This window comes from Singulisphaera photorubra (assembly GCF_045290345.1).
In the GTDB taxonomy this organism is placed as follows: domain Bacteria; phylum Planctomycetota; class Planctomycetia; order Isosphaerales; family Isosphaeraceae; genus Singulisphaera.
Window position 1 is genome coordinate 7,378,952 of sequence record NZ_CP155447.1, and the last position, 24,958, is coordinate 7,403,909.

At 63.4% G+C, this 24,958-nt stretch carries 23 protein-coding genes and 1 pseudogene; 12 read left to right on the forward strand and 12 right to left on the reverse strand.

All coding sequences use genetic code 11. From position 1 onward, the window contains the following. Positions 1-73: 73 nt before the first annotated feature. Positions 74-1,564, reverse strand: a complete 1,491-nt coding sequence (locus V5E97_RS27775) for a hypothetical protein (protein ID WP_406694812.1) — start codon at positions 1,562-1,564, stop codon at positions 74-76. Between the two features lie 109 nt (positions 1,565-1,673). Continuing rightward, positions 1,674-2,645 (reverse strand): 2-hydroxyacid dehydrogenase, encoded by a 972-nt coding sequence (locus V5E97_RS27780; protein WP_406694813.1) that lies wholly within the window; start codon positions 2,643-2,645, stop codon positions 1,674-1,676. Positions 2,646-3,071: 426 nt separating this feature from the next. Here V5E97_RS27780 and V5E97_RS27785 point away from each other — a divergent pair, with 426 nt between their 5' ends. After that, positions 3,072-4,067, forward strand: coding sequence for a GGDEF domain-containing response regulator (locus tag V5E97_RS27785; protein WP_406694814.1), 996 nt, complete (start codon positions 3,072-3,074; stop codon positions 4,065-4,067). Between the two features lie 77 nt (positions 4,068-4,144). Here V5E97_RS27785 and V5E97_RS27790 read toward each other — a convergent pair whose 3' ends face one another. The 3 genes from V5E97_RS27790 to V5E97_RS27800 form a co-directional block, all read right to left on the reverse strand. Continuing rightward, positions 4,145-4,930: a sugar isomerase domain-containing protein gene (locus V5E97_RS27790; RefSeq protein ID WP_406694815.1), complete on the reverse strand. Its 786-nt coding sequence runs from the start codon at positions 4,928-4,930 to the stop codon at positions 4,145-4,147. Next, positions 4,927-5,760 (reverse strand): SDR family NAD(P)-dependent oxidoreductase, encoded by an 834-nt coding sequence (locus V5E97_RS27795; protein WP_406694816.1) that lies wholly within the window; start codon positions 5,758-5,760, stop codon positions 4,927-4,929. Before V5E97_RS27795 ends, V5E97_RS27790 begins: the two co-directional genes overlap by 4 nt. 106 nt (positions 5,761-5,866) lie before the next feature. Further along, a complete protein-coding gene (locus V5E97_RS27800; RefSeq protein ID WP_406694817.1) occupies positions 5,867-6,328 on the reverse strand; it encodes a RidA family protein in 462 nt (153 codons plus the stop codon). A 188-nt stretch (positions 6,329-6,516) separates the two neighbouring features. On the opposite strand from V5E97_RS27800, the gene V5E97_RS27805 reads away from it, so the two are divergent. From V5E97_RS27805 to V5E97_RS27825, 5 genes are all read left to right on the forward strand, one after another. Then, positions 6,517-7,413, forward strand: coding sequence for a carbon-nitrogen hydrolase (locus V5E97_RS27805; RefSeq protein WP_406694818.1), 897 nt, complete (start codon positions 6,517-6,519; stop codon positions 7,411-7,413). After that, the gene (locus V5E97_RS27810) at positions 7,410-8,531 is read left to right on the forward strand and encodes an agmatine deiminase family protein (RefSeq protein ID WP_406694819.1); all 1,122 of its coding nucleotides are present in this window, start codon (positions 7,410-7,412) and stop codon (positions 8,529-8,531) included. The genes V5E97_RS27805 and V5E97_RS27810 overlap by 4 nt, the downstream gene beginning before the upstream one ends. Positions 8,532-9,167: 636 nt before the next feature. Next, complete coding sequence (locus V5E97_RS27815; protein ID WP_406694820.1) at positions 9,168-9,908, forward strand: tetratricopeptide repeat protein; 741 nt, start codon at positions 9,168-9,170, stop codon at positions 9,906-9,908. Between the two features lie 133 nt (positions 9,909-10,041). After that, positions 10,042-11,019 carry a DUF1559 family PulG-like putative transporter gene (locus V5E97_RS27820; protein WP_406694821.1) on the forward strand — a complete coding sequence of 326 codons (978 nt, stop codon included), beginning with the start codon at positions 10,042-10,044 and terminating at the stop codon, positions 11,017-11,019. Positions 11,020-11,114: 95 nt separating this feature from the next. Continuing rightward, a complete protein-coding gene (locus tag V5E97_RS27825) occupies positions 11,115-13,226 on the forward strand; it encodes a G8 domain-containing protein (RefSeq protein WP_406694822.1) in 2,112 nt (703 codons plus the stop codon). A gap of 227 nt (positions 13,227-13,453) precedes the next feature. Here the strand turns inward: V5E97_RS27825 and V5E97_RS27830 are convergent, their stop codons facing one another. Further along, a complete protein-coding gene (locus V5E97_RS27830; RefSeq protein ID WP_406694823.1) occupies positions 13,454-14,620 on the reverse strand; it encodes an Mrp/NBP35 family ATP-binding protein in 1,167 nt (388 codons plus the stop codon). Positions 14,621-14,636: 16 nt separating this feature from the next. Next, positions 14,637-15,173: a hypothetical protein gene (locus V5E97_RS27835; RefSeq protein WP_406694824.1), complete on the reverse strand. Its 537-nt coding sequence runs from the start codon at positions 15,171-15,173 to the stop codon at positions 14,637-14,639. Between the two features lie 341 nt (positions 15,174-15,514). On the opposite strand from V5E97_RS27835, the gene V5E97_RS27840 reads away from it, so the two are divergent. Together V5E97_RS27840 and V5E97_RS27845 are read left to right on the forward strand one after the other, a co-directional pair. Beyond that, positions 15,515-16,507 (forward strand): DnaJ C-terminal domain-containing protein, encoded by a 993-nt coding sequence (locus tag V5E97_RS27840; RefSeq protein ID WP_406694825.1) that lies wholly within the window; start codon positions 15,515-15,517, stop codon positions 16,505-16,507. 52 nt (positions 16,508-16,559) lie between these two features. Further along, entirely contained in the window at positions 16,560-16,907 is a 348-nt protein-coding gene (locus V5E97_RS27845; RefSeq protein WP_406694826.1) for a chaperone modulator CbpM, read from the forward strand. A 28-nt stretch (positions 16,908-16,935) separates the two neighbouring features. Here the strand turns inward: V5E97_RS27845 and V5E97_RS27850 are convergent, their stop codons facing one another. Continuing rightward, positions 16,936-17,079 carry a hypothetical protein gene (locus V5E97_RS27850; protein ID WP_406694827.1) on the reverse strand — a complete coding sequence of 48 codons (144 nt, stop codon included), beginning with the start codon at positions 17,077-17,079 and terminating at the stop codon, positions 16,936-16,938. 80 nt (positions 17,080-17,159) lie between these two features. Here V5E97_RS27850 and rnpA point away from each other — a divergent pair, with 80 nt between their 5' ends. Both rnpA and yidD read left to right on the forward strand, forming a co-directional pair. Further along, positions 17,160-17,579, forward strand: a complete 420-nt coding sequence (rnpA, locus tag V5E97_RS27855; protein ID WP_406694828.1) for a ribonuclease P protein component — start codon at positions 17,160-17,162, stop codon at positions 17,577-17,579. Then, positions 17,576-17,833 (forward strand): membrane protein insertion efficiency factor YidD, encoded by a 258-nt coding sequence (gene yidD / locus V5E97_RS27860; RefSeq protein WP_406694829.1) that lies wholly within the window; start codon positions 17,576-17,578, stop codon positions 17,831-17,833. The genes rnpA and yidD overlap by 4 nt, the downstream gene beginning before the upstream one ends. Positions 17,834-17,867: 34 nt before the next feature. Here yidD and V5E97_RS27865 read toward each other — a convergent pair. Together V5E97_RS27865 and V5E97_RS27870 are read right to left on the reverse strand one after the other, a co-directional pair. Next, positions 17,868-17,960, reverse strand: a pseudogene (locus V5E97_RS27865) (PLP-dependent transferase); the annotation flags it as partial. 382 nt (positions 17,961-18,342) lie between these two features. Next, positions 18,343-19,785 carry a hypothetical protein gene (locus V5E97_RS27870; protein WP_406694830.1) on the reverse strand — a complete coding sequence of 481 codons (1,443 nt, stop codon included), beginning with the start codon at positions 19,783-19,785 and terminating at the stop codon, positions 18,343-18,345. Between the two features lie 37 nt (positions 19,786-19,822). Here V5E97_RS27870 and V5E97_RS27875 point away from each other — a divergent pair, with 37 nt between their 5' ends. Both V5E97_RS27875 and V5E97_RS27880 read left to right on the forward strand, forming a co-directional pair. Continuing rightward, entirely contained in the window at positions 19,823-20,626 is an 804-nt protein-coding gene (locus V5E97_RS27875; protein WP_406694831.1) for a TIGR02391 family protein, read from the forward strand. Between the two features lie 2 nt (positions 20,627-20,628). Next, positions 20,629-21,603, forward strand: coding sequence for an abortive infection family protein (locus V5E97_RS27880; RefSeq protein WP_406694832.1), 975 nt, complete (start codon positions 20,629-20,631; stop codon positions 21,601-21,603). A 309-nt stretch (positions 21,604-21,912) separates the two neighbouring features. Here V5E97_RS27880 and V5E97_RS27885 read toward each other — a convergent pair whose 3' ends face one another. Both V5E97_RS27885 and V5E97_RS27890 read right to left on the reverse strand, forming a co-directional pair. Further along, positions 21,913-23,094, reverse strand: a complete 1,182-nt coding sequence (locus V5E97_RS27885; protein ID WP_406694833.1) for a trans-sulfuration enzyme family protein — start codon at positions 23,092-23,094, stop codon at positions 21,913-21,915. A 113-nt stretch (positions 23,095-23,207) separates the two neighbouring features. After that, positions 23,208-24,374 (reverse strand): PP2C family protein-serine/threonine phosphatase, encoded by a 1,167-nt coding sequence (locus V5E97_RS27890; RefSeq protein WP_406694834.1) that lies wholly within the window; start codon positions 24,372-24,374, stop codon positions 23,208-23,210. Between the last annotated feature and the right edge of the window lie 584 nt (positions 24,375-24,958).

Here is a 24,958-nt window from a genome sequence, read left to right on the forward strand (position 1 = left end):
CGAGTACGGAACCGCATGGCACCCAGCAGATCATTCAAAAGCTCCCGTGGGATTCACCTTCTGGGACAGACTCTTAGACCAGGAGTTCGCGGCGGAATGACTTGAGCCAGCCGACGATCCGTTTGGGGGTCTGGTCGGGGCCGTAGAGGCCGCCGTGGGGGAAGAGGTGGGGGGCGGCGTCGGTGGGCTGGAGCCAGGTGACGGATCGGACGAACGGCTTGGCGATCGCCAGGGCCATCCAGCGCGAGGCCCAGGCCGCCTGGGTATTCTCGTCGGGCGAGGTCGGCCATTGGCTGGTCTCGACGCGGACCGCCGGGTCGGCCTTGGGATCGGGGGCGGCCGATGAGGGGAAAACCATGTCGATGTGCAGGGGGAGATTCAAGAGCGCGTAGAGGTCAAGTAGCTTCGAGAAGTCGAAGAGATCGCGGATCGCGCTGCCGGGGGCCGAATAGCCGGGGGTAATTTCGAGGCCCAGGCCAGCCAGGCCCAGGTCGGCGCGGACGAGATAGTCGGCCAGGTGGAGCGGGCCAAGCTGGAACGGGCTCGAACCCATCCATTCGGCCCAGGGACGCTCAAGGCTGATCAGAACCTGAGCGGCCGGATCGGCCTGGCGGGCGATCTGCACGGCGCGGGCCGTGATTCGGATCTGCTCCTCCTCGGAAAGGCCGAGCACGTCGTTGCAGGCGGGGCGATGGACCAGGTTCCAGACCGGCACCTTGCCGCGGTAGCGCGTGACCGTCTGGCGGACCATGTCCACGACCAGGCCGAGGATCGTGTCGAAGTCCCCTTCCCAGAGCCAGATCCAGTCGGGCAATGCCGAGGGCCGGAAGTCGAGCAGAGGGCCCGCCTGGATCGCGACCCGCTGCTTTCGGGCCCAGGCGAGCTGGGCGTCGAATTCTTCGAAGCGGAGCTGCCCTTCGGTGGGAGCAAGCGATTTCCACGGGCAGGTGATCCGCGCCGCGTTGAAGAGGCTATTGTAATCGGCCGCCCAGGGGGCGTTCTTGGGGTCACCCTCCAGGGCGCAGCCGAGCAGGCTGGGAAGCTTGGGACTGGTCGCCAGCCGGGTCTGAAGCACCTGGGCGGTGTAGACATCGGTCAGGAGATCGCCCACCTTCCAGATGGCGGCGAGACTCGCCTGTGCGGCGTTGAACGACGCCTCTTGATCGTCGCCGGAGGTTGCCGCCTTGATGAACGCGTGGTGGGCTTCGGCCAGGATTCCCTCGAGCTCGGAGGGGGTCCGTAGCCCCATCTGTCGCCAGTCGGCCAGTTGGTTGCGCACGTCGTTCAGCTTGCCGCGTGCCAGTTCGACGGCGAGGTTATACGGCTGGGATCGCTCGGCCAGGGTGGCCGTGCCCACGATCGGCGTGCCTTGTCCCTCGACCGGCCAGGGGACGAAGAGCCGGCCGCTCTCATTATTATCGCGATGACAGATCATCAGGTCCTGGCGGAACTCGATGTTCAGCCGGCTTGGCGTCCGGTCTAGCCCGGTAAGATACGCCTTGCGCAGTTCGGGAACCCGGGCCGCCAGCGTGGGCGATGTCAGTTGGAACTTGAACAGGCCCATGCAACCTCGCCCTGGATCGAACCCAAAATGATTTGCCTCGATACACAATCGGTTCGCGATGACGAAATTCTCAAGCGCGTTCCGCCCTCACTGTCCCATTGTCTTTCGCTCAGGACCAAACCTCAGGATTGACGAGGTTGGGAGGGCGTCGGCCCTCCAGCGCCGCGACCAGATTCTCGCCAGCGATCCGCGACATCGCGGCCCGAGTGGCGTGGGTGGCACTGCCCAGATGCGGGAGCAGGAGCGCATTCTGACAGTCGGCTAACCCCACGGCCATTCTTGGCTCATCTTCGTAGACGTCAAGGCCCGCCCCTGCAATCCGGCCCGCCTTGAGCGCGGAGACCAGGGCCGCCTCGTCCACCACTGGGCCACGTGCCGTGTTGATCAGGTAGGCCGTCGGTTTCATCTGCCCGATCGCCTTCGCGTCGATCAGGTGGCGGGTCTCCCCCGACAGCGGCACGTGGAGGCTCACGAAGTCACTCTCGGCCAACAACTCGCCGAGCGGGACGTGGTGAGCGCCCAGGGCGTCGAGTTCGGGGCTGGGCCTTCGGCCGTGATAAAGCAGCGGCATTGCGAACCCGAGTGCGCGACGGGCAACGGCCTGAGCGATCCGCCCCGGCCCAATCAGGCCGAGCGTCTTGCCGGTGACATCGCCGCCGAGCATGTACATCGGCCCCCACCCCGGGAACCGCCCCGCACGCATCTCGTGGTCCCCCTCGACCAGCCGACGCGCCACCCCCAGGATCAACGCCCAGGTCAGGTCGGCTGTCGCCTCGGTCAGGACCCCTGGCGTGTTGGTCACCATGATCCCCAGGCGGCTGGCCGCCGCCACGTCGACATTGTTGAATCCGACCGCCATGTTGGCGAAGATCCGGCACCCCTTCGCGGCCTCGAGCACCGACGCGTCGATCGGGTCCGTGAGCAGACAGAGAACCGCGTCACAGCCGGCAACCGCCGCGCTCAGTTCCGCGTTCGAGAGCACCCGATCTTCGGGATTGCTTCGGAGTTCGTCGACCGCCTGACGCACCAAAGTAGGACCGGGCTCGGGAATCGGTTGGGTGATGAACACGCGTCCGGGCACGGCTCGGCGTCTCCTTGAACTCAAAAGTAAAAATAAGGGAGGCATTCGAAGCAAACTACATTGCCCTCAAATCGAGCATAGCTTCGACTCAACTCGTTGGCTAGGGGCCGCCTCCGCTCATTCCGGCGACTCGCACACGAACGCAACAGATGGATTCGACGTAGTCTGATCATCGAGGCAATTTCAGCCACGAGCGAGGTTGATTTAACGAATCCTTTCGGCTCTTTTAAGAGAGGCTCGTTCGTGCGAAAACGCCTTATTTTTCTGGAAAATGCTCAAGTTGACCGGATGGCCCGACACGCTTCGTTTCTTCACGTTTGTCGTTTATTGTGACCTACACTTTCACGGTCGCTTTGTTTCAGCATCAAGGATTAGAATGCTGAAACGGTTTAGGCGACCTTAATTTTAGGGGAGCCAATAAGCATTATGTTGCCTAACGGATCGATCGTCGAACCAACCCGAAAAGTCCTCTTGATTGAGAATGTTCAGGCAGACCGCTATCTGCTGCGGAACTGGCTTCAAGCGGAAAAAATGGAAGTCTATGAAGCGGTCGACATAATCACCGGGCTGGCCGCCTGCCCCAAGTTTCAACCCAACTTAATTCTCCTCGAGTTGCGGTTGCCGACCTGGTCAGGCTACGAAGTCATTCGTCGGCTCAAGAATGACCCGAAGACCCTTTCGATCCCGGTCATCTTCATCGCCGACTCGGCCTTGACGAGCGAGAAGGCCAAGGGGATCGACATGGGGGCGGTTGACTTCATCTCGAAGCCGTTCGACCCGGTGGAGCTCGTCGCACGGGTGGGCTCGGCCTTACGAACCAAGGCGCTACTAGACCTCTTGGAGCAGCGGGCTCACCTGGATGGTTTGACGGAGTTGGGCAATCGGTTTGCGTTACGTGATCGGTTTCCTCATGAGTGGGAGACCTGCCGACGGGGTGAGAACCCCATGTCGGTCTTCATTGCGGACCTCGATCACTTCAAGAGGATCAACGACCAGTTCGGTCACGCCGCCGGCGACGAAGTGCTTCGGCAGGCTGCGCGGACGTTACGTCGTTCGGTCCGGGAGAGCGACTTCGTGGCTCGCTACGGCGGCGAGGAATTTGTGGTCGTCGCCCCCAACTGCGACCTCGACGGGGCGGTTCAACTGGCCGAACGGTTCCGTGGTGAGATTGCCGACTTGAGAGTCCGGTTCCGTAGCCAGCCGATCCAGGTCACCTGTAGCGTCGGTGTCGCCTTGGTCTCTGGCGATGCCGAGGCTGATGCGCTCGACGTGCTGGACCAGGCGGACCAGGCGCTCTTCCATTGCAAGGATGCCGGCCGTAATGCGGTCTGGGTCTGGAACCCGGCTCAAGGGGGGGCGATCCCCGCCAACCGGCCGGCCTTCGGAGCCCTGGCCAGGCCGGTCGCGGCTGGGGACGTCTGAGGGAGGACTTTGCGTCGTCCGCGGCTGCCTGCCTGCCGCATGGCGGACCTCAGCCGGCGACTGATCGTGGCTGGAGCTTAGGAGTAGAGCACTCCAATCCGCCGACGATAGTCGTCGTAGGTGGCCTCGAAGAGGTCCCGAGCCCGATCGGGACCCACGTGGCAGGCGGCCGTGAGAACCTTGGGAGCTGCGCCGGCCTCGGTGAGCCGGCGCGCGACCTCGGCCTTGATCAGGTTGATGATCGTGCAGCCCGAGATGCTCGACACCGGCGCGACCGGCGTCTCGAGCCCGTCGATCCAGACGGCCGAGTCTCCCGCGGGGGCCTGCTGGTCGAGCACAAGGTCGGCCACGTCGGACAGCTTGCGGCCCGACTCGTGCTTTGAAGTCGAGACCGCGGCGTGCGGAAGCGATGTCAGGGCGACGACGAACATGCCGAGCGCCTTGGCCTGGAGCGCCACGTCGATCGTCACGGCGTTGCAGCCGCTGGTCGAGATTGCCAGTAAGGAGTCGGCCGGCGCCGTGGCGAAGTTCCGCCAAAGAACCGCGCCGAAGCCTTGCACGTTCTCCAGAAACATGGCCTGTCTCTGCCCGTTGGCCCCGACCACCTGGTTGTGGTAGGTCATCGACAGTTCCACGATCGGGTGGAACCCGGGGAACGAGCCGTACCGGGGGAACATCTCCTCGACGGCCATCCGCGAGTGACCGGTGCCGAAGACGTGGACCAGGCGGCCCGCCTGGATCGTCTCGGCGAACCGACCCGCCGCCTGGCGGATCGCGGGAAGCTGGGTGGCCTCGATCGCGTCGATCGCCGCGCGGACCGCGCCGAGGTATTGGTCGAAGACGTCAGGCGTGTCGGGGTTCATGGGTTGGTTTCGCTCCGATGTTGTCCCTCGGAGACGCACCAGCCGCCGTCGACCGTCAGCACGGTGCCGGTGACGAATCGCGAGGCGGGTTCGCAGAGGTAGAGAGCCGCCTCCGCACAGTCGTCGGGCGTTCCTGGCCCCCCGGCGATCGGCTGCTTGGTGGCGAGGTAGTCGCGGATCGCCGGGTCGCCGACGGCTCGTGTCGCCATCGGGGTGTCGATCAGGCCGGGGGCGATGAGGTTGAACCGGACCCGGTCGCGTGCATAGCGGGCGGCGGCCGCCATGGTCATGGCGCGGATGGCCCCCTTGCTCGCGGCGTAGGCGTACGTTCCGAACAGCTCGGGCGAAGGGGACCAGCCGAGCACCGACCCCATGTTGAGCACCGTCCCTCTCAGCCCGGCGTCATCAATCGCTTGCGCGAGCATGAGGCGGACGGCGGCCTGATTGGTCAGAAAGAGGCCCTTGGCGTTGGTGTCCATCACGGTGTCCCAGCCTTCGGCGGTGCACTCGTGGAGCGGCCCGTCGCCGAACCTCCGCCCGCTCACTCCGGCGACGTGGAAAAGGACGTCCAGCCGCCCGCCAAGCGCGTCCGTCGCTTCCAGGAACAGGGCCTCAACGGCACCAGGGGCGGTCACGTCGGCCGTCACTCCGTGGATCGGGCCGAGTGTGGCTAGTGCCCCCAACGCTTCGCGGGTGGATTCGTCCGAGTGGCCCGAGACGACCACGCGCGCACCCTCTTGCAAGAACCGACGGGCCGATGCCAGGCCGATCCCACTCGTCCCGCCGACGATCAGGCAGCCCCGTCCCTCCAGCCGGCTACCGCGCAGCAAAGCGATTCATCCTCTCTTGGAGGGGGGAAACGGCCCACCGTTTCTGGGTGTAGGGCAGAAGATGGTGGGCCGTTGCCCACCCTTCAGGAAAGAATCGCTTAAGCGATCAATCTTTGACCTGGAAGATCGCTTCGATCTCGACGGCGATTCCGCCGGGGAGTGCCCCCATGCCCACCGCGCTTCGGGCTCCCTTGCCCGATTCGCCGAAGACCTCGACCATCAGGTCGGAGAAACCGTTGATCACCTTGGGCTGTTCGGCGAAGTCCGCCGTGCAGTTGACCATGCCCAGCACTTTGATGAGCCGGACGACCTTGTCGAGCGAGCCGAGATGGCTGCGGACGGTCGCCAGGATCGCCAGGCCGGTCTGTCGGGCGGCTGCGTGGCCGCCGGTCACGTCCATATTGTCCCCGACCTTGCCGACGATCATCGTGCTGTCGGATCGGAGCGGACCGTGGCCGGAAACGTAGAGCAGGTCGCCGTACCGGGTGGCCGTCACGTAGGTGGCCACGGGCTTCGGTGCGGGGGGCAGCTCCAACTTCAGCTCAGCCAGGCGGGCATCGGCTCCCATGTCGTTCTTCCTATCAAGTTTGCGGGGATCGACGGGTTTTGACGGAACGGCCCCAAAACTAACCGCTGACCTTCACCAAATCAACAGGCTCGCCCACTCGCGGTTGCTTGACCCGTTCGCTAGGATGAGAGATGTTTTCCACCGGAACCTCTCGTTTCCAAGATCCCCAAGGCGGAACCGACCTCGCGATGAGCCGACCCTCGCAGCCGTTTACTGTGGCTTTGGTGCAAATGCGGTGCTCGACCGATCCCGACGATAACGTGCGTCGGGCCTGTGAGCGGCTGCGCGAGGCCGCGGAACGTGGCGCCCAGGTCGCTTGCCTGCCCGAGCTATTCCGCACGCAGTACTTCTGTCAGGTCGAAGACTCCTCGCGGTTCGACCTGGCCGAGCCGATTCCCGGGCCGACGTCCGAGGCCCTTGCGCAGGTGGCCCGTGAGACGGGGATGGTCATCGTCGGCTCTCTCTTCGAGCGGCGGACGGCCGGGATCTATCACAACACGGCGGTTGTGTTCGACGCCGACGGGTCGATCCGAGGCCGCTACCGCAAGATGCACATCCCCGACGACCCGCTCTACTACGAGAAGTACTACTTCACACCCGGCGACCTCGGCTTCCAAACCTTCGAGACCAAGGCCGCCCGGGTCGGAACCCTGGTCTGCTGGGACCAGTGGTATCCTGAGGCCGCGCGCCTGACCGCCCTCAAGGGGGCCGAGATCCTCTTCTACCCGACGGCGATCGGCTGGCACCCGGCCGAGAAGGCCGAGTTCGGTGAAGCCCAGGCCAGCGCCTGGGAGACCGTCCAGCGGGCGCACGCGATCAGTAACGGCCTGTTCGTGGCGGCGATCAACCGTATCGGCCACGAAGGACCCGCCGATGGCGGCATCGAGTTCTGGGGGGGATCGTTCCTGGCCGATCCGTTCGGCCGGATTCTCGCTCGTGCGGGACGCGACACCGAGGAAGTCCTGATTGTCCCCTGCGACCCTGGCCTCATGGAGGAAACGAGACGCAACTGGCCGTTCCTCCGCGACCGCCGGATCGACGCTTACGGTTCTCTTACCCAACGCTTTCTCGACGAACTCCCATGAGCACACCGGAAACATCCCCCCCTACTCCCACCCCCGCGCAGCTTGGTTACCGGATGCCCGCCGAGTGGGAGCCGCATGAGGCGACCTGGATTGCCTGGCCGCACCATCGCGAGGACTGGCCGGGCAAGTTCGCGCCGGTCCCCTGGGTCTATGTCGAAATCGTGCGCCATCTGAGCCGGGTCGAGCGGGTGAACATCCTCGTCAAGGGACGGCGGATGCGCGATCAGGTCACCGAAAAGCTCGAGGCGCACAGTGTCGACCTCAACCAGGTCACGTTCGTCAAGGCCCGTACCGACCGCGTCTGGCTTCGCGACTCGGGTCCGACCTTCGTTGTCAACGACAAAGGAGAGGGCGATCGGGTCGGGCTGGTCGACTGGCGGTTCAACGCCTGGGCGAAATATGATGACCACCGTCATGACAATCGAATCCCGCGCCGGGTGGCGCACCAACTCGGCCTGAAACGCTGGACGCCTCGGGTCGAGTGCGACGGGGTCAGCCGCCGCGTTGTCCTGGAAGGGGGCGCGATCGATGTCAACGGCCGCGGCAGCCTGCTGACGACGGAAGAATGTCTTTTGAGCGAGGTGCAGGCCCGCAACCCAGGGGTCGATCGCCAGACGCTCGAACGCATTTTCGCCGACTACCTGGGCGTCCGCCACGTCATCTGGCTCAACCAGGGGATTGTGGGGGACGATACCCACGGCCACGTCGACGACCTGGCTCGGTTCGTCGACCCCACGACGGTCGTTGTGGTCGTCGAGAAGAAGACCTCCGACCCCAACTACGAACCCTTGCAAGAGAACTTGCGACGGCTTCAGGAAGCGCGCGACCAGGACGGCCAAGCCCTCCGCGTCGTCCCCTTGCCGATGCCCGCGCCGGTCCTTTTCGACAACGAGCAGCTTCCGGCCAGCTACGCGAACTTCTACATTGCCAACGGCCTCGTGCTGGTGCCGACCTTCAACGACCCCGCCGACCGCGAAGCTCTGAACACCCTGGCCGACCTCTTTCCCGATCGCGAAGTGGTCGGCATCCACGCCGTCGACCTCGTCCTCGGCCTGGGCACGTTGCATTGCCTCTCGCAACAGCAACCGGCCGCGCCTGCCGAGAGCACGTCGACCTGACCTGACCTCGCGTTTTCGCTCGCCTTCTCAAGGCCAAGCGGGGAGCGTCAACTCCCTTGACTTCGTGACCTCGCGTGAGAGCGGGTCAGAAGCCAAGGGAGCCGACCTCCTCGCCCGCCATTTTTTTGAGGAACGAGCGGAGAATCACCTCCCGATTCAAGGAAATGAGCGGGCGGAACAAACGCGTCGCGGGCCCCGGCCGCCAACGCCGGTGGCTTTGGAGTCCGCTGCGCTTTGTCCCGGCCACTCAAGTCTCGCGCTGACTCGTTCGGCATCCTTTGGAAACGGATTCCCGGCCAATCTCTTGCGCACACTTCCGCACGTCTTGAACCCTTCTTGCTTGGCTCCCCGTGGCTTCGCGTCGGAGTGGGTGGCAGCCAGGTCGCCGACCCTCCCCTTCGTTGCGCTTGAAAAAGCCAGGTTGCCGACCGTTTCTTGTCACCAGCCTCTTGACAAACCGGCAGCGAGAAGGCACTCTGAAACCTGAGTTGAGACTGAATCTCAGTTTCATCCAGGTTCCCTGACTGATTCGGCGTGGGTTTCGCCGATTCCGGTTTCGCCTCGCGCGTCCAGGGACGGAACGATTGATCGGCTGGCGGGAGATCGTCAGCCTCTCGAGCATCGAGGATCATGTCTATGAATTTGCATCGAGATATGGCGGATCGTTGCTTCGAGCTCGTCGGGCTCGGGCGGATCGATGAAGCGAGCGAGATCGCGGAGCGAGCGGTTCAGGGAGACCCTGAGGATGGTCGCTTTTGGCAGTTTCTCGGACTGCTCCGTCATCGGCAGGGGGATTTCCCCGGCGCGTGCGAGGCGTTGGAGACGGCGAGCCTGCTGGTGCCGCTCGAACCGTCCTCACGGTGTGCGCTGGCGGAATGTCATGCCAGGGCAGGTCGCAAGGGGCTGGCCTGCGACCTCTACCGGCAGCTGGGCCGGGATGAGCGATGCCCGACCGCGCTGCTCTCCGCCGTTGCTGCCGGCCTGGGAAGTCTCGGGGAGAATGAGGCGGCGCTGGCGGCTTGCCGGAAGATCATTCGGCGCGACCCGGAACATCATCACGCTCACTTTGGCGTGGCCTTCTATCTCAGGCGGCTCCGGAGGCCGCTTCCGTCAGTCATCGCGGCCATCGCCCGAGCCCATGAACTGGCCCCTCAGGTCTCGCTCTATCGGGTCAGCCTGGCCGTACTGCTCGACCACTCCGGCCAGCGCGAGGAGGCCTGCGACCTGCTTCGCGACGTCGACCCGACCGCCATGCAGTGCAGTTCCTGCCTCCAGCGGGCGATGGCGATCTTTCAGGAAGCCGGCGACTGGGAACGTTTCGAGGCGTTCCGGGCACAGACCGATGCGGTTCAGAAGCCAGAACGTCATGAGTGTTGACATTGAGTCTAAGAATCATGACGGTAGTCATGAGATGTGGTAGGCCTGGCGCGGACGACTCTCTGGAATCTTGTAACGCAATGACCTGGTGAGAGCCGTCCAGTCAGAAATCGCTTGGAGTTTTCCCCGCACGATGATGTGTTCAAGAATCGAAAGTGGCCGCCCCCGTCGCGCTGCCTTCACCCTGATTGAGTTGCTGGTGGTCATCGCCATCATCGCCGTGCTCATCGCTTTATTGCTGCCTGCTGTTCAGGCGGCTCGTGCCGCGGCTCGCCGAATTTCCTGCACGAACAACCTGAAGCAGATCGGCATCGCCATGCATAACTACGCCGACGCGATGGGGGGCTTCCCTCCCACGGCGATCGGCGTTTCTCGGCCCAACCTGGAGCAGTTCGGTGGCTGGTGTGCGCAAATCCTCGGCTACATCGAGCAGCCGCAGGTTTACGCCGCCTATAACTTCAACCTCGGGTACCATCTCCCCGACAATCAGACGGCTGTGCGTACCGTGATGTCGGTCTACGTCTGTCCGGCCACTCCTCGCCCACCCACCCCCGTGGCCGGAGTCGTCAAATTCACCGGGACCAACGGAGTTCCCGACATGAGTCTCTCCGCCGCCCCGGGCGACTATTTCACGGCGCGGTCGTATGCCGAACCCTGGTTGCCCTCGTCGGCTCGGCTGGAATGGATCGGTGCACTCGACCAGACGGTTCACACGCCGTTCCAATCCATCACCGATGGCCTGTCGAATACGATGCTTGCCTATGAGTGCGCGGGCAAGCCCGATTACTATTTACGTGGCAAGTACATCCACGGCTTCCCCACCCCGAGCTCTCCACAGGCCGCCGACCGCTGGTGGGGGCACGGGGCTTGGGCTGGCTTTATGAACATGCGAATTGTGACATTTCGGGGTGGTCAGGATGACGGTGACGGTCCTTGCGTGATCAATTGTCACAATGGTTGGAACGCGGTTTATTCCTTCCACTCCGGTGGCATCAACGCCTTGGCCTGCGATGGTTCGGTCCGGTTCCTCAAGGAATCGACCGCAAGACCGGTCATCAAGTCCTTCGTCTCCAAGGCCGGGGGTGAGGTTGTGAGCGCCGATCAGCTTTGATCCCGAGCGATCCTCATGATTCTCTTGGGTGGGCCGTCGCTCCTTCGATTCGATATCCGCGATTCCGTGAATCAATGCTGAGGAATGATTGAGTTATGTCTTGGAAATTTGCTCTTTTGCTGGCCCTTGCTTATTCAGATGCCGTGCTCGCCGCCGATACCTTGGTACGATCGGCCCAGAATGGTAACTGGTCTGACGCCAAGACCTGGGAAGGGGGGCAGGTTCCTGGCCCGGGGACTCGAGTCCAGGTCCGTGAAGGGCACCACGTTCGCTACGACCTGGAATCGGACAAAGTGATTCGGTCGATCCATGTCGCCGGCACCCTTGAGTTCGCTCGGGATCGGAATACCCGCTTGGATGTCGGCCTCATCAAGATTCAGCCTGGCGACGACTCCAGCGAAAACGGCTTCGACTGCGATGCTCACATGCCCAAGCATGCGGCTGGCCAGCCCAAGCCGGCCCTTTTGGTCGGACTTCCGGGCGACCCCATGCCGGCGGGTAAGTCGGCCTTGATTCGCCTGGTCTACATCGAAGGGATGGATCAGGAGACCTGCCCGGCGATCGTCTGTTGCGGCGGTCAGATGGAGTTCCACGGATCGAAGGTCAAGCACACCTGGACGAAACTAGCCCGCGAAGCCTATCGAAATGAGCCGATTGTCCTGCTCAAACGCGACGAGATCAGCGACTGGAAGCCCGGCGATCATCTGATTCTGACCGGTACGACCCGACAGTTCGGGTACAAGCAGACGCGGACCCTCAGCGTGGCCGAGCGTCCTTCAACCGAGGAACGCCTGATCAAAGGAGTGAGGCCCTACGTCGAAGAAGGGTTGGCGCTTGTGACGCTCGACAAGCCTCTGGATTTCGACCACCGGGCTGAAGGGAACTACCGCGCCGAGGTTGCCAACCTGACGCGCAACGTGATCGTCGAGTCGGCCAATCCGGATGGGGTTCGCGGGCATACGATGTTCCACAAAAACTCGGCCGGCTCCATCTCTTACGCCGAGTTCCGCCACCTGGGCAAGGAAGGGGTCCTCGGCAAGTACAGCTTGCACTTTCATTTGCTCGGCGATTCGATGCGAGGGACCTCGGTGATCGGGGCCTCGATCTGGGACAGCAAGAACCGCTGGATCACGGTCCATGGGACGAGCGACCTGGTCGTCCGTGACTGTGTCGGCTACAAGTCGGTTGGCCACGGCTTCTTCCTCGAGGATGGCACCGAGACGCGGAATGTTTTTGACCATAACCTGGCCGTGATGGCGCTTCGAGGCAAGCCGCTACCCGATCAGGTTCTCCCCTTCGACAAGAACCTTGGCTCGGGTTTCTGGTGGTCCAACAGCCTGAATTCGTTCACGAACAATGTGGCCGTTGAGTGCGACCAGGATGGTTTCCGCTTCGACGTCGTGGCCGGAGCAGGGTTCGACCCCGTCCTGCCTGTTCTTCAACCCGACGGTACAAAAAAGCGTGTCGATATTCGCACTCTTCCGTTCATCCGGTTCGAGAACAACGAGGCGCACTGCCAGCGGTTCTTCGGCCTGAACCTCGGAGGATTTAACGACGGTGGCGTGCCCGGTTACGCGGCCGGAGCCGGCGACTCCAAGGTCGAGGATGTCGACGGCGTCGGCCCCGACTCGCAACATCCGTTCTTGATCCGTAATTTTCGAGCCTGGAACACCCACTGGGCCTTCCATGGCGGATCGCCCAACGTTCGCGCGGACGGCATGGATCTCTACGACTCGCAGTATGGTCTCTGGCGGAGCGTGATGGATGGTCATGAGTATCACGATTTGAAGATGGACCGGATTACCTCGATGGGTGTGTTCAACTCTCGCCCCGGCCGCGCTCGGGCGGGGGACGCACTCGTATTCCTTCGTCCCATCGACGACTTACCCCCTTCGACCGTGATCACTCACGTCGCGCCCGGAGTTTCGACGGACCGTGTGCGTGTGAAGGGGGTGGCCATCGACGACTACGAGATCAAGAGCGTCGTGGTCAACGGTCGTGAGGCCAAGCCACTCCGCCCCAACTTCGCCGAGTGGGAAGTGGAATTGGACGGCAGCATTGACGTGGCCTTCGAGATCGAAGCGAAAGCGGAAGACGCCGCCGGCAACGTGGAGCAACGACCCCACGTCCTTCGTTTCCCTGCCTCAAAGCCCCCTCAGGCCGCGGCGGCCACCGCGATTTCCAAGCCGTCCGAGCCTTCGTCCTGACCCCCAGGCGGCCGAGGGCGACCTCGGCCGTGCTTGAAGGGGGGGACGACCAAGGCCAACGGGGGTGAGCCCCTGGAAAAAAATGATCGAATGATGAATGCGTTGCAGCCCCGGAAGGATGACAATCAAGAGCCCAAGGTGGACTCCTGGCTGTCGCCCCTCCGGGGCTGCAAAAATTATCTTTGTTGGGAACGATTCGCAGTCGCTTTGTGACGACGAATGGTGCTTTAGTTCAAAATCTCAAGCTTGGGCATCTTGGGAGTCTTGATGTTCTGGATGCTGATCTGTGCCGCGAGCTGTTCCACGACCCCCAGCAGGTAGGGGCGAGCCAGGGACCCGGGCGCGAGGGCTTCCTTGATTTTGCCCTCGTCACCGCGCTCACGGACGTTGATATTCAAGGGCACTTCGCCGAGGAACGGGACGCCGAGCTGTTCGGCCTTCTTCCGGGCTCCGCCGCGTCCGAACAGGTAGGCCCGCTCGTCGCCCGGCGCGTCGAACAGGCCGCCCGTTTCCACCAAACTTCGGGCCTTGGGGCCGCCTCGTTCGAGGAGATAGGCTTGGACGTCGAAGAAGCTCATGTTCTCGATCATCCCGAGCATCGGGACCTTGAGCTGGCGGAACATGGAGACCGCCCGGGTCGCGTCGAGAAGCGCCACTTCCTGGGGCGTGCAGACGACCACGGCGCCCGTCAAGGGGAGCGCCTGCGAGAGGGTCAAGGGGACGTCGCCGGTGCCTGGCGGGAGGTCGATGACGAGGTAGTCGAGATCGCCCCAGTCGACCTGGTGGAGGAACTGCTGAATGATTCCGTGGAGCATCGGCCCACGCATGATCACGGCACGCTCGGGTTCGAGCAAGAAGGCCATCGACATCAGTCGCAAGCCGTTCGCCTCGATCGGCTGGATTCGCTCGCCCTTGGCCATCGGCCGCCCCGTGGCGCCGACCAGGTGGGGGATCGACGGCCCGTACACGTCGGCGTCCATCAGGCCGACCGATGAGCCATAGGCTTGGAGCCCGTAGGCGATCGCCGCGGCCATCGTCGACTTGCCCACTCCCCCCTTGCCCGAGCCGACCGCGATCACGTTCTTGACGCCGGGGATATCCCCTTTCTCGGCGATTCCCTTGCCCCGGACCTCGGCCCCCATGGTGATCGTGACCGCCCAGTCGCTGCCGAGGCGATTGGCGAGCGCTCCGCGAACGTCCGCCTCGATCTTGGCCTTCATCGGGCAGGCGGGCGTCGTCAGGTTCACGGTCAGGGCGACCGTGCCTTCGCCGATCTGGATGTTCTTGATCATGCCGAGATCGACGAGGTCGCGGTGCAGGTCGGGGTCTTGGACCCCTCTGAGGGCGTTGAGCACGTCCTGCTCGGTCAGGTTGGAGCTTTTCTTGCCGAACATCGAAAGAGTTCCTCGGTCAGCGGAGCGTGGGTGTTCCGGGGGGCGTTGAATCAAGCGGGTGTGCGTTCGGGGGCCAGGTTGGGCCGGGGCGTGGCGCGATCAAGTAAGGGGCCAGCCAGTTCCAAGGCTCGGACTCGGGCTCCGGCTTGCGGGCGCTCGACCAGCCATCGGCCTCGGTCCGCCGCTGGGCCAGCACGATCCATCGCTCGAGCAATCGGGCCACTGCGGGAGGCGTGACGACCCCGGAAAAAACGTGCGCGGCCCCCAGTTCGCGGGCCAGGACCGCCACGCCGTCGTGGGCACCGGGGTCGAGGACCAGGATCAGGGCCGACGGTGCTCTCCGAGTCGCCCGCTCCAGGTCGTCGAGCCCCGCCCGAGGACGCCGGTCCAGGTCGATCACCAGAATCGGACAGGCTGTCCCGGCCAGCGCTCGCTCCAGGTCAGCCAGCGACCGCGACTCGGTCAGCCGGATTGGCCAGGCTGCAAGCCTTGGCCGCAGTTGCCGTGCCCAGTTCCCCAACCGCTCGTGGATGATCAGCGGCAGATTGGCCAAGTGCGCAATGACTCCTCAATACTTAGAAAGTTTCGGGACGGACCCTTGCTCTGCCCTGTCCTGCCCGCTGCTTACAAAAATCAAGGATGAGGAACCGTGACGCGTGAGAAGTCTTGGGCCTCGAGGCTTGTCTCCTCGGCGCCCGCCCTGTAATGCTGGTGCATCCCCAACGAGTGATATTATCAGCTTGGCTTCTCCGCGGCGAGGGTCGAACCGTTTCGTTTCGTTTGGAGGCGGTTTCGCTTGAACGGTTTGGGGACCAAGGTAGAATTGGAATGGAAATCGCATGAGACAATTCGCGCGCTGAGTCGTTAGAACCGCGAGAGAGGCCAGTCCCGACCATGCCCGACCGCGATTATTATGAAGTTCTTGGGGTGGCCCGCGACGCTACGGCCGACACGATCAAGAAAGCGTATCGAACGCAGGCGCGTAAGTATCACCCGGACGTGAATCCAGGTGACAAAAAGGCCGAAACCCGCTTCAAAGAGGTGCAGCAGGCTTACGACATTTTGTCAGATCCTGAGAAACGCGCTCTCTATAATAATTTTGGCAATGCGGCGTTCGAGGGAGCCACGGCGGGACCGCGAGCGGGAGCTCATGAATGGACGGCCCGCCAGGCGGGGCCGGGGGCGGGCCACGACCAGTCGTTCGATTTCAATGACTTTTTCGGACCCGGCGGCGCATCGGGGGCAGGCGAGGGGGATCCGGCGGGAGGCGGGATCTTCGAGGAATTGCTGGGCCGGATGCGCGGCGGGCGAGGCCGGCAGCAACGCCCCACGGGACCTCGGCCCGGTCGGAACGTCGAGGCGCACCTGACAATCCCCTTCATCACCGCCATCCGCGGCGGCGAGACCAAATTCGATATCGAGCGGGAGGATGGTAAACGCGAGACCCTTGCCGTCAAGGTTCCCCCTGGAATCGAGTCCGGAGCCAAGCTTCGGCTTCGCGGTCAAGGGGAGCCGGGTGAGCAGGGAGGCCCCCGAGGCGACCTGACGATCCACGTCACCGTTGAGCCTCATCCCTACTTCGTCCGAGATGGGCGCAACCTCTCGGTCGAGGTGCCGATATCGGTCCCCGAGGCGGCTCTGGGCGCCAAGATCGAGGTGCCTACGCTCGACGGGATGAAGTCGCTGCCGATTCCGCCGGGCACTTCGAGCGGCCAGAAACTTCGGCTCCGCGGCCAGGGGGTTCCCGAGTCGGGAGGCAAACCTGCGGGGGACCTTTTCCTGATCCCCAAGATCGTGATACCGAAGAAGGTCGACGAGGCCAGCCAACGCCTGATCCAGGAGTTTGCCGAACGGAACCCGCTTAACCCGCGTGAAGGGATCTGGTGATTTCACCGGGGGAAACCGAACCAGACCAACGGATCGGGGCTTTCGACCAAACATGAGACCGACAAGCACCATCATCCCCCGTGACGTGGTGGCCGAAAAGTTGGCGATTGCTCCGGCGGTTCTCATTCGGTACGAGAACCGCGGACTGGTCCACACGGTCCGTGAGGGGGCCGTCGAGGGGTACAGCCCGGCCGAAGTCCGCCGGATCTGGACCATTCTCACGTTTCAACGCGACCTTGGGATCAACCTCGCCGGGGTGGAGACGATCCTCAAGCTGCGCGACCAGATGGCCCAGGTTCATCGTCGGCTCGACGCCTTTGCTAGCGAACTTCGCGAGCTGATCGAGCGTGATTCCAGGTCCGACTCCAACTCCGACTCCGACGTTGAGACTGATGCCTGAACCTCCCTCCAGCCGATTGAGTCGTCTTTTAAAGGAGCATCCTCGCGAGCGTCCTCGGGTCGCCCGGGCTGTTGCCAGCCTGCTTGGCGTTGGGCTCGTCGCGTTGGGCGCGATCGGTTTTCTGGTCGTCTGGCACTTGATCCGCCGCGGCCGTTTGATTCGCGAGCGCCAATCCCCTCCCCGCCAGGTTCGTCTCCCTGAGCTCGAACCGACTAAGCCCGACGCCGTTGAGGAACGAGGATCAGGACCGTCATGACCCCGCCCCCGCCTCTGTCTCCGCGACCTCCTGTAACCTCGACCCCATCGGCGACCTTTCGACCGTATGAGCGATTGAACGACCCGGCGGATTTCCGTCGCGCCTTCGAGCGGAAACGGTCGGCATCGGACAGCAGAATGGTCGTCCACGGCGTCGAGAACGGTCGCGATTATCCCCGGTTGGGGATCTCCGTCGGCCGGAAGCGGATCCGCTCGGCGGCCGCGCGCAACGCCGTCAAACGCGCGATTCGTGAAGCGTTCCGTTTGAGTAAGGCCGAGTTTCCTCCGGGGATCGACCTGGTGGTTGTTCCGCGCGGCCCCAGCTTCACCGCTGCCGAGGCCAGGCGGAACCTCCCCGGCCTGGTCCAGGCCGTCGCGCGCCGGCTCGGTCTGAAGGCGGCGAAAGCCCCGCCATGATGCCCGCCACGCCGCTCTGGCGATGGCCCGCCCAGGCCCTCGCCGGCCTCTTGATCCTGGCGATTCGGATCTACCAGATCACCCTGAGTCCCCTGCTCTCTCTCTGCGGCCCCGTCTGTCGCTTCGAACCGAGTTGCAGTTGTTACATGATCGAGGCCTTGCGCAAGTATGGCCTGATCACCGGGGTTCGAAAGGGGCTCGGCCGGATCTTGCGCTGCCACCCCTGGCATCCGGGCGGCTACGACCCCCCATGATCGGTCGGCGGGCGGGTCAAGCCGAAAGTCGTGCTCAGTGGGCCTGGAGTGCTTGGTGGAGGTCTTCCCAGAGGTCGTCGGGGTCTTCCAGGCCGATGGAGAGGCGGATCAGGCCGGGGGTGTCGCCAGAATATGACCTGGCCGGGCACATGACCCCCCGAATTCGTGTGCTGCTGTTTGAATATACCGTCATGCCGTTATGTGCGTTGGTGATTTGGTCGTGGCTGAGCATGGCCGAGAGCATGCACGCGTCTCCCACTACGCCGGGCCGGGAGACCCACTTATGACCACAAGCAAGCCAAATGATCCACTAGGGACGGGGAACGAAAAAATTTATTCATATTTGTTTTTGAAGAATGCGAAATCTTTTGCGTGTTATTGTGGCCAATGGAATAACAGTCTTTGATCGATCGATTCTCGACTTACGTCGCCGGCAAAGTGATCCAGGTGAAGTCGAGGCGGCGCGGGCGCCCACGCTTCAAGCCGAGTCGAGTCTCGCGGATGAGACCCTAACCCCCCAGCCCCTGGCCGAGCCATTCGACTGCGCACGATGCGCAGTTAAACTCGACGGCCTGGCGACGGTTAGGACCATGGGGTGTCACTGGCTGAGACGGATGAGGATCCATCATGACCCGCCCCATCGCGACGCTCGTCCTCTGGATCGCATTCCTTCCACCGATCGAGGCCCGATCGGCCGACGGGGCCGAACCGGCCTCGGACTGGCTCCGGCGGGCGCGGGAGCAGGCCGAGGCCGTCGATGAGCCCGCGGCGCGGGCGAGGTTGTTCGGGAGGATCGCGGTCGCCTCCGCGCGGCTCGGCGACGAGGTGGCGTATCGTCGCGACATCGCGCGGGCTAAGGAGGCGATGGCGGCCGCGCCCGAGACGCCGGAGTCCTCGCCTGTCGACTCGGCGGTGGTCGATGCGATCCCCGCACTGATCGCGGCGCGGGCGAAGGCCGGCGATCTCCGGGGGGCGAAGGCCCTGGCAGAGGAGCACCTCAAGGGCCGTGACGCGTACCGCCACACTTGGATGGCCGTGATCGCCGTCGCCGAGGCGGAGGTCGGCGACCTCGACGGGGCCCTGGCCACCATCAATGCGCTGGGGAAGTCCGACCGGCCCGACGCCTTAACGCAGGTTGCCGCGGCCCTGGCCCGTCGGGGCGACCCCCGGGCCGGGCAGGTCGTCGGGATGCTCGGAGGAGACGACCCGACCGGGCGGTCTGATGCCCTGGGCGCGATCGCCCTGGCCCAGGCCGGGGCCGGTCGATATGCCGAGGCCCTCGCCACGCTCGAGAAGGCGGGCGACGAGCGAGTCCGGGTCGACTTCCGCGTCGAGGTCGCCGAGATCCAGGCCAGGGCCGGCGACGCCGAGGCCGCCCGCGCGACCGCCGCCTCCTCCCCACGGAGCCTCAGCGCGACCTCGCCTACACCCGGGTCGCGCTCGCCGAGCTGGACCGGGGCGAGACCGCTGGGGCCAGGCTCACGGCCGCGAAGGTCGTCGAGGCGACGCGCCGGGCGCAACTGCTCCGCGCGATCGTCGAGGCCGAGGCGCGTGCGGGCCGGCTCGACGACGCCCGGCGGACGGCCGATTCGATCCCCGCAGGCGAGCGGGAGCGTCGCGAGGCCTTCCACATCCTCACCCAGGCCCTCGCCGTTGCGGGCGACCTCGACGGGGCCGTCCGGGTCGCCGATGATCAGTCGGAGGTCGAGTGGCTGGGCGACATCGCCTTCATCGCCCTCGACCGCAACCGCGACGCCGAGGCGCGGCGGGTCGTCGACCGACTCCGGCGAGTCTCCCGCGCCCACCCGGAGGCCGCGGAGTCGCTCGGCCCCCGCCTGGCCGTCCTCGAGGCCCGGCTCGGAGACCCGAAGACGCTCGACCGGCTGGTCAGGGTGGGTCCCTTTTACGCGCTCATTTCCACAAAGAGCCCCCGAACAGGAAACTTTGCCCACGTGTCTTTCTTGGAAGGCCCTCAGGAGACGTAAGGCAATGGCCATTCCCAAATTCGATGCAACCCACCTTGAGCAACTCTCGCGAATCCTGGTTGAGGCAGCGAGTCATGCGGAGCTAACTCGCCTCATGACCCAGTGCGACATCACAGAGCAGGGAGGAACCCCACGTTGGGAGCGGATGCTTTTGGCTCTTTCTGCCCGTCAGCAGAAAGATGGGTGTGGGAATAATGTCGGGGCTTTCATGCAGGCTGTGATGGCACCAGTCCGCTTTATCGGTCGTCAAAAAGAATTCGACGAACTGCGGCATCCCTTAAACGAGGCTCTCGCCTTCAACGGCTTACATCTCGGGGAAGACGGCAAACTCGTGCCTGTGACCAAGGCGACGACCCTTACCGAAGCTCAGGAAAGAGCTGGCCGTCTCCGAGCCGAGTTGCAACGCCGCCAAGTTCATCCCGACGTCCTTCGCTTCTGCAAGCCCGAACTCCTTGAAGAGAACTATTTTCACGCCATCCTTGAAGCCACAAAAAGTGTGGCAGATAAGCTCCGCTCCAAAACCGGTTTGGTATCCGACGGAACCCCGCTCGCAGACGCTATCTTCGCGGTCAACTCGCCACGACTTGCTTTAAACAGACTCCTTACGGAAAGTGAACGGTCTGAACAGACGGGATTCAGCAACCTGTTGAAAGGCGTCTTTGGCGTCTTTCGTAATCAGACAGCACACGAGCCAAAAATCACGAAGACCTACACCGAGCAGGATGCTTTAGATCTGCTTACACTCGTGTCGTATATGCATGGGCGTATTAATTCAGCCTTTCCTGTTCCACAATTTCCGAGCAAGTGAAAATGAGCGACCAACCGGAGTCGAAGATTACCGAAGCGACTCGTCGGAACATCTTCGATGCTCTGACGCTGGATAACTTTGACTGGTCTGGACGCATGACTGAGACCGAATTTCTCGGACGCATCTACGACCTGGCAAAGCTTCCGTCTTACGACCACCGCTATAAAAATGCTTTCGAGGACATCACCAAGCACTGCGAGTGGAACAATGATTGGGACCTTGAATGGATCTATACCGACGCACGTTTTGGCCTGTTTTGTGGCTCAGACGAAGTTCTTCTTCGGTTCCTAACGGAGATGCTCCATCCGGTTGTTCAACCAGACTCGGAAAAACTCGAATGGTTGACCAGCTTGTTTAACCGTCATCTTGCGCTAGATGGATGGGAAATTTTCCAATGCGGGGAGATGTCGGGCAGGCCAATCTACGCAGCAAGAAGTAGAAATGAAGGAGCCAGTTTTTCAGTAAATCAGGCTCGAAGCGTGGCGGCGACTTTGGATGCGAGCTATGTGAGTCAGCAAGTTACGCGGATGGAATCTTCCCTCAAGGGGGACCCGGAGCTTGCCATCGGAACCGCGAAGGAATTCGTCGAGACCGTTTGTAAAACGATTCTGAACGAACGGGACATCCAACTTCGCGGTAACGAGGATGTTTCGCAGCTCGTTCGGTTGACCCTAAAGGAGTTGAAGCTTACCCCGGACGACGTTTCAGCGAGTAGTCAGGCTGCAGAGACGATTCGCATCCTGTTAGGGAAACTCGCTTCAATCTCTCAAAGTCTGGCCGAGTTGCGGAACTTACACGGGAGCGGCCACGGAAAGGATGCGAAAACTAGTATTTTAGGAGTTCGCCACGCACGCTTGGCCGTCCAATCAGCAACTTCGCTTGCGGTCTTCATTTTCGAGACGCACCAGGAGGGGCAACCCGGATTCGCTGAAAGCCATCGAGATGAGGGGAAGTCGGTGGCCAAGCACCCAAAGTGAGAGTATTAAGAAACCTGGGTGATATGCTAAGTCTGGCGATGAGAGCTCGTCTTCGCTGAGCTTCCCAGATATCCTAAATTGGGGTGCCTGGCCTCCGCCGCCCTGCCCTCTCTCGCTGTTCGGCCCGGTCTGTCGCTTCGAACCGAGTTGCAGCCGCTACATGATCGGGGCGTTGCGCAAATATGGCTTGATCACTGGCATCCGTAAGGGGATCGGCCGGGTCTTGCGCTACCATCCATGGGATCCGGGCGGCTACGACCCCCCCGTGATTCGCTCGCCTTTTCAGGCGAGCGAGATCCAACCAAGACCTCACCGGGCCTGGAGCGCCTGGTGGAGGTCTTCCCAGAGGTCGTCGGGGTCTTCCAGGCCGATGGAGAGGCGGATCAGGCCGGGGGTGATCCCTTGTCGGGCCCATTGTTCGGCGGATTGGCCCCGGTGGCTGGTGGTGGCCGGGTGGCTGAGGGTGGTCGCCACGTCGCCGAGGCTGGGGGCGAAGGGGATGTGCCGTAAGGCTCGGATGAACGAGTCGGCCCGGCCCCGTTCCTTCAGGTCGATCGTCAGGATGGTGCCGAAGCCTCCTTGGAGGACGCTGGCCGCGCGGATGTGATCGGGATGCTCGGACAGCCCTGGGTAGTGGACGGCCGCCACGTGCTTCACGCCAGCCAGGCGCTCGGCCAGGGCGAGAGCGGTCGCACAAGCACGGGCCGATCTTAGTGCCAGGGTCGCGACCCCGCGGAGGGCGAGCCAGCTCTCGAACGGGTTGCCGGTCAGGCCGAAGGTTGCGGCCACGGTGGAGACCCGACCGATCAGCTCGCTCTGGCCGGCGAGCAGGCCGAGGGTCAGGTCGCTATGGCCGCCGATCAACTTGGTCGCCGAGTGAGTGACGACCTCGGCCCCGAGCGCCAACGGGCGGCAGAGCAGCGGCGCGAACGTGTGGTCGATCACCAGAGGCGCCTGGGCCGTGCGAGCGACCTCGGCAAGGCCTTCGATGTCGGCCAGCCGGACCAAGGGGTTCGAGAGCGTCTCGGCGAAAACGAGCCTCGTTTTCGGGGTGAGCGCCTCGCGGAGCGAGTGGGGTTGGGTGGCATCGAAGGTCCGATGCCCGATATCGAACCGAGCAAGCTCTCGGCCGACCAGGGCGACCGTCCGGCCGTACAGGCCCTCGGACAGGGCCACCTCATCTCCCGGGCCGAGCAAGGTCAAAAGCAGGGCCGCCTCGGCTCCCATGCCCGAGGCGCAGACCAAGGCCGCCTCGGCCCCTTCCAGCGTGGCGGCTTTCGAGGCCAGTCGCACGGCGTTGGGATGTCCGTCCCGCGCATAAATGAAGCCGGGTTCCCGCCCTTCATAGAGTGCATCGACCTGGTCCAGTCCCTCGATCCGGTAGACCGCGCTCAGTTCGATCGGCGGGACCAACGGGGCCGTTCGCGACGGCGGTTCCTCCGCGGGGCGAGCGCAGGTCGTGGCATCATCGGGGGGCTGAGAGGAGGGCATCGGTTTCAGTCCTGGGGGTGATCCTCAACTCAGGTAGGCTCGGCTCGGGCATTTGCGCGCGGCGCAGAGAGATTTCCAGGAAAGAGAGGGGAGACTTCTGATCCGTGCTCTGGTTAGCCGACGCTGGTGGTGGTGCCGCCTTTGCGGTGGAATCGCGCGGCCACGCCGAGCAGGGCGATCATTTCGCCCAGGCTGCGGAGGGCGCCTCGCAGGTTGCCGGCGGCGCGTGCTTCCCCTTCCTGGCGGCGGTGCTGGGCGAACTCGGTCCAGTCCAGCGACCAGGCCTGCTCGATGGCGTGCGCCTGGATCTTGCGGGTCAGCTCGGAGAATCGATCAATCACTTCGAGGGTAATCGGGCATTCGGCGGAGCGGTAGGGATGGTCGGGGACGAGTTCGACAGTCGGCGTGCGTCCTTTGAACATCTTTGCCAGGGTACTCTTCCAGTCTCCTCGCTTCTTGCCGTTGGGGGGGGCCTTGGGGGCGGGGGTGACCAGCAGGTCGTCGGCGGTATCGGGCTCAACCCAGGGGCCGACCCGCAGGACGAGCACCGTGACGTTATCGTGGCCGCCTCGGAGGTTGGCGAGGCTGACCAGGTAGCGGCAGGCGTCCTTGGGATGGAAGTTGGCCGCGAAGACGCCGAGCTCGGGGTCGGTGACGGGGCCTGACAGGCCGTCGGAGCAGAGCAGGTAGACGTCGTTGGGCTCGACGGCCAGGGGGCCTTCGATGTCGACCTCGACGTTGGGATCGGGACCGAGGCTTCGCGTGATCACGTTTTTGGGGACGGCAACGTTCGCGTGCTCGGAGGAGAGATGATTGCGCCGGACGAGTTCCCAGACCAGGCTATGGTCGAAGGAGAGCTGGTCGATCCGGCCGTTGCGGATCCGGTAGACCCGGGAGTCTCCAACGTGGGCGATCAGGGCCCCTTGGGGCAAGAGCAGGAGCGTGGAGCAGGTGGTCCCCATCCCCTGGAAGTCGCGATTGGCGGTGGCACGGCTGTGGATCAGCGTGCCGACTTCGCGATAGGCCTTGGTGATTGCCTCGGACGGGGTGGTCGTCTTGGTCTTCGTATAATTGTGGGGAATGTTGTCGCAGGCCATCTTGCTGGCCAGTTCGCCGACCGCATGCGCTCCCATGCCGTCGGCCACCATATACAGGTGCCCGCGCTGGCGCCAGACCTCGGCGGTCGAGGCGCGGACAACGGAGTGGCTGTCTTGGTTATTCGATCGACGCATCCCAGTATCGGTTGCGGCGGCGTCGGTGATGATGTCGTCCCAGTTCACGACCCGGCCTTGTGTCTATATACGCCTGCGACCTTGGAGACCACACCCGACCTAACTTTAGGTCAATGTGAGGAAGCAGGGCCCGCATCTTGATCTTAAGAAAGCCATAAGCATTACCGACGACTCGAGCCAGAGAAGCGAGGTCTAGAGTGATCGACCTGCCGACTCACGGCACCCGAAGCGTTCCGTTCTTTTTCGGTTCGTGACGTCGTCTCCCTCCAAGGAGGCATTGTAACGCTCGCACGAATGCCGGAAAGAAAAAAACTCTCAGGCACGCTAATCGAAACAATCTTACCTGGCGGTGTCAATGACTGCGAGGGGGGTTGTCACCAGTGGTGGATTCTTGGAAGCTCGGTGGCCAATGACCGAAGGGTGGCAGCGAAGGACCCACCGTTCCACGGGCGGGGCACCATTTGGCCGACAGGGGGCGATTTCCACCGGATAGTCATGAGTCATTACTTCGGGTATCGTGGGTTTGTGACCGGCGAAATCGGAAACATTTTTCTAACGGGAACGATTTCGGTAACCGGCAAGGAATGGTTCGACAGGCCAGCTTGCCATGCGCGGAGGCAACGCCGCCCGCG

Coding starts and splice junctions, on each gene's coding strand:
- V5E97_RS27800 (WP_406694817.1), bottom strand. CDS start 6,328: ATGGGAGCCGATGCCCGCCTGGCTGAGCTGAAGTTGGAGCTGCCCCCC.
- V5E97_RS27830 (WP_406694823.1), bottom strand. CDS start 14,620: ATGTTCGGCAAGAAAAGCTCCAACCTGACCGAGCAGGACGTGCTCAAC.
- V5E97_RS27885 (WP_406694833.1), bottom strand. CDS start 23,094: ATGCCCTCCTCTCAGCCCCCCGATGATGCCACGACCTGCGCTCGCCCC.
- V5E97_RS27805 (WP_406694818.1), top strand. CDS start 6,517: ATGAGCCGACCCTCGCAGCCGTTTACTGTGGCTTTGGTGCAAATGCGG.
- V5E97_RS27775 (WP_406694812.1), bottom strand. CDS start 1,564: ATGGGCCTGTTCAAGTTCCAACTGACATCGCCCACGCTGGCGGCCCGG.
- V5E97_RS27815 (WP_406694820.1), top strand. CDS start 9,168: ATGAATTTGCATCGAGATATGGCGGATCGTTGCTTCGAGCTCGTCGGG.
- V5E97_RS27785 (WP_406694814.1), top strand. CDS start 3,072: ATGTTGCCTAACGGATCGATCGTCGAACCAACCCGAAAAGTCCTCTTG.
- V5E97_RS27790 (WP_406694815.1), bottom strand. CDS start 4,930: ATGAACCCCGACACGCCTGACGTCTTCGACCAATACCTCGGCGCGGTC.
- V5E97_RS27840 (WP_406694825.1), top strand. CDS start 15,515: ATGCCCGACCGCGATTATTATGAAGTTCTTGGGGTGGCCCGCGACGCT.
- V5E97_RS27825 (WP_406694822.1), top strand. CDS start 11,115: ATGTCTTGGAAATTTGCTCTTTTGCTGGCCCTTGCTTATTCAGATGCC.
- V5E97_RS27880 (WP_406694832.1), top strand. CDS start 20,629: ATGAGCGACCAACCGGAGTCGAAGATTACCGAAGCGACTCGTCGGAAC.
- V5E97_RS27810 (WP_406694819.1), top strand. CDS start 7,410: ATGAGCACACCGGAAACATCCCCCCCTACTCCCACCCCCGCGCAGCTT.
- V5E97_RS27875 (WP_406694831.1), top strand. CDS start 19,823: ATGGCCATTCCCAAATTCGATGCAACCCACCTTGAGCAACTCTCGCGA.
- rnpA (WP_406694828.1), top strand. CDS start 17,160: ATGACCCCGCCCCCGCCTCTGTCTCCGCGACCTCCTGTAACCTCGACC.
- V5E97_RS27845 (WP_406694826.1), top strand. CDS start 16,560: ATGAGACCGACAAGCACCATCATCCCCCGTGACGTGGTGGCCGAAAAG.
- yidD (WP_406694829.1), top strand. CDS start 17,576: ATGATGCCCGCCACGCCGCTCTGGCGATGGCCCGCCCAGGCCCTCGCC.
- V5E97_RS27820 (WP_406694821.1), top strand. CDS start 10,042: ATGATGTGTTCAAGAATCGAAAGTGGCCGCCCCCGTCGCGCTGCCTTC.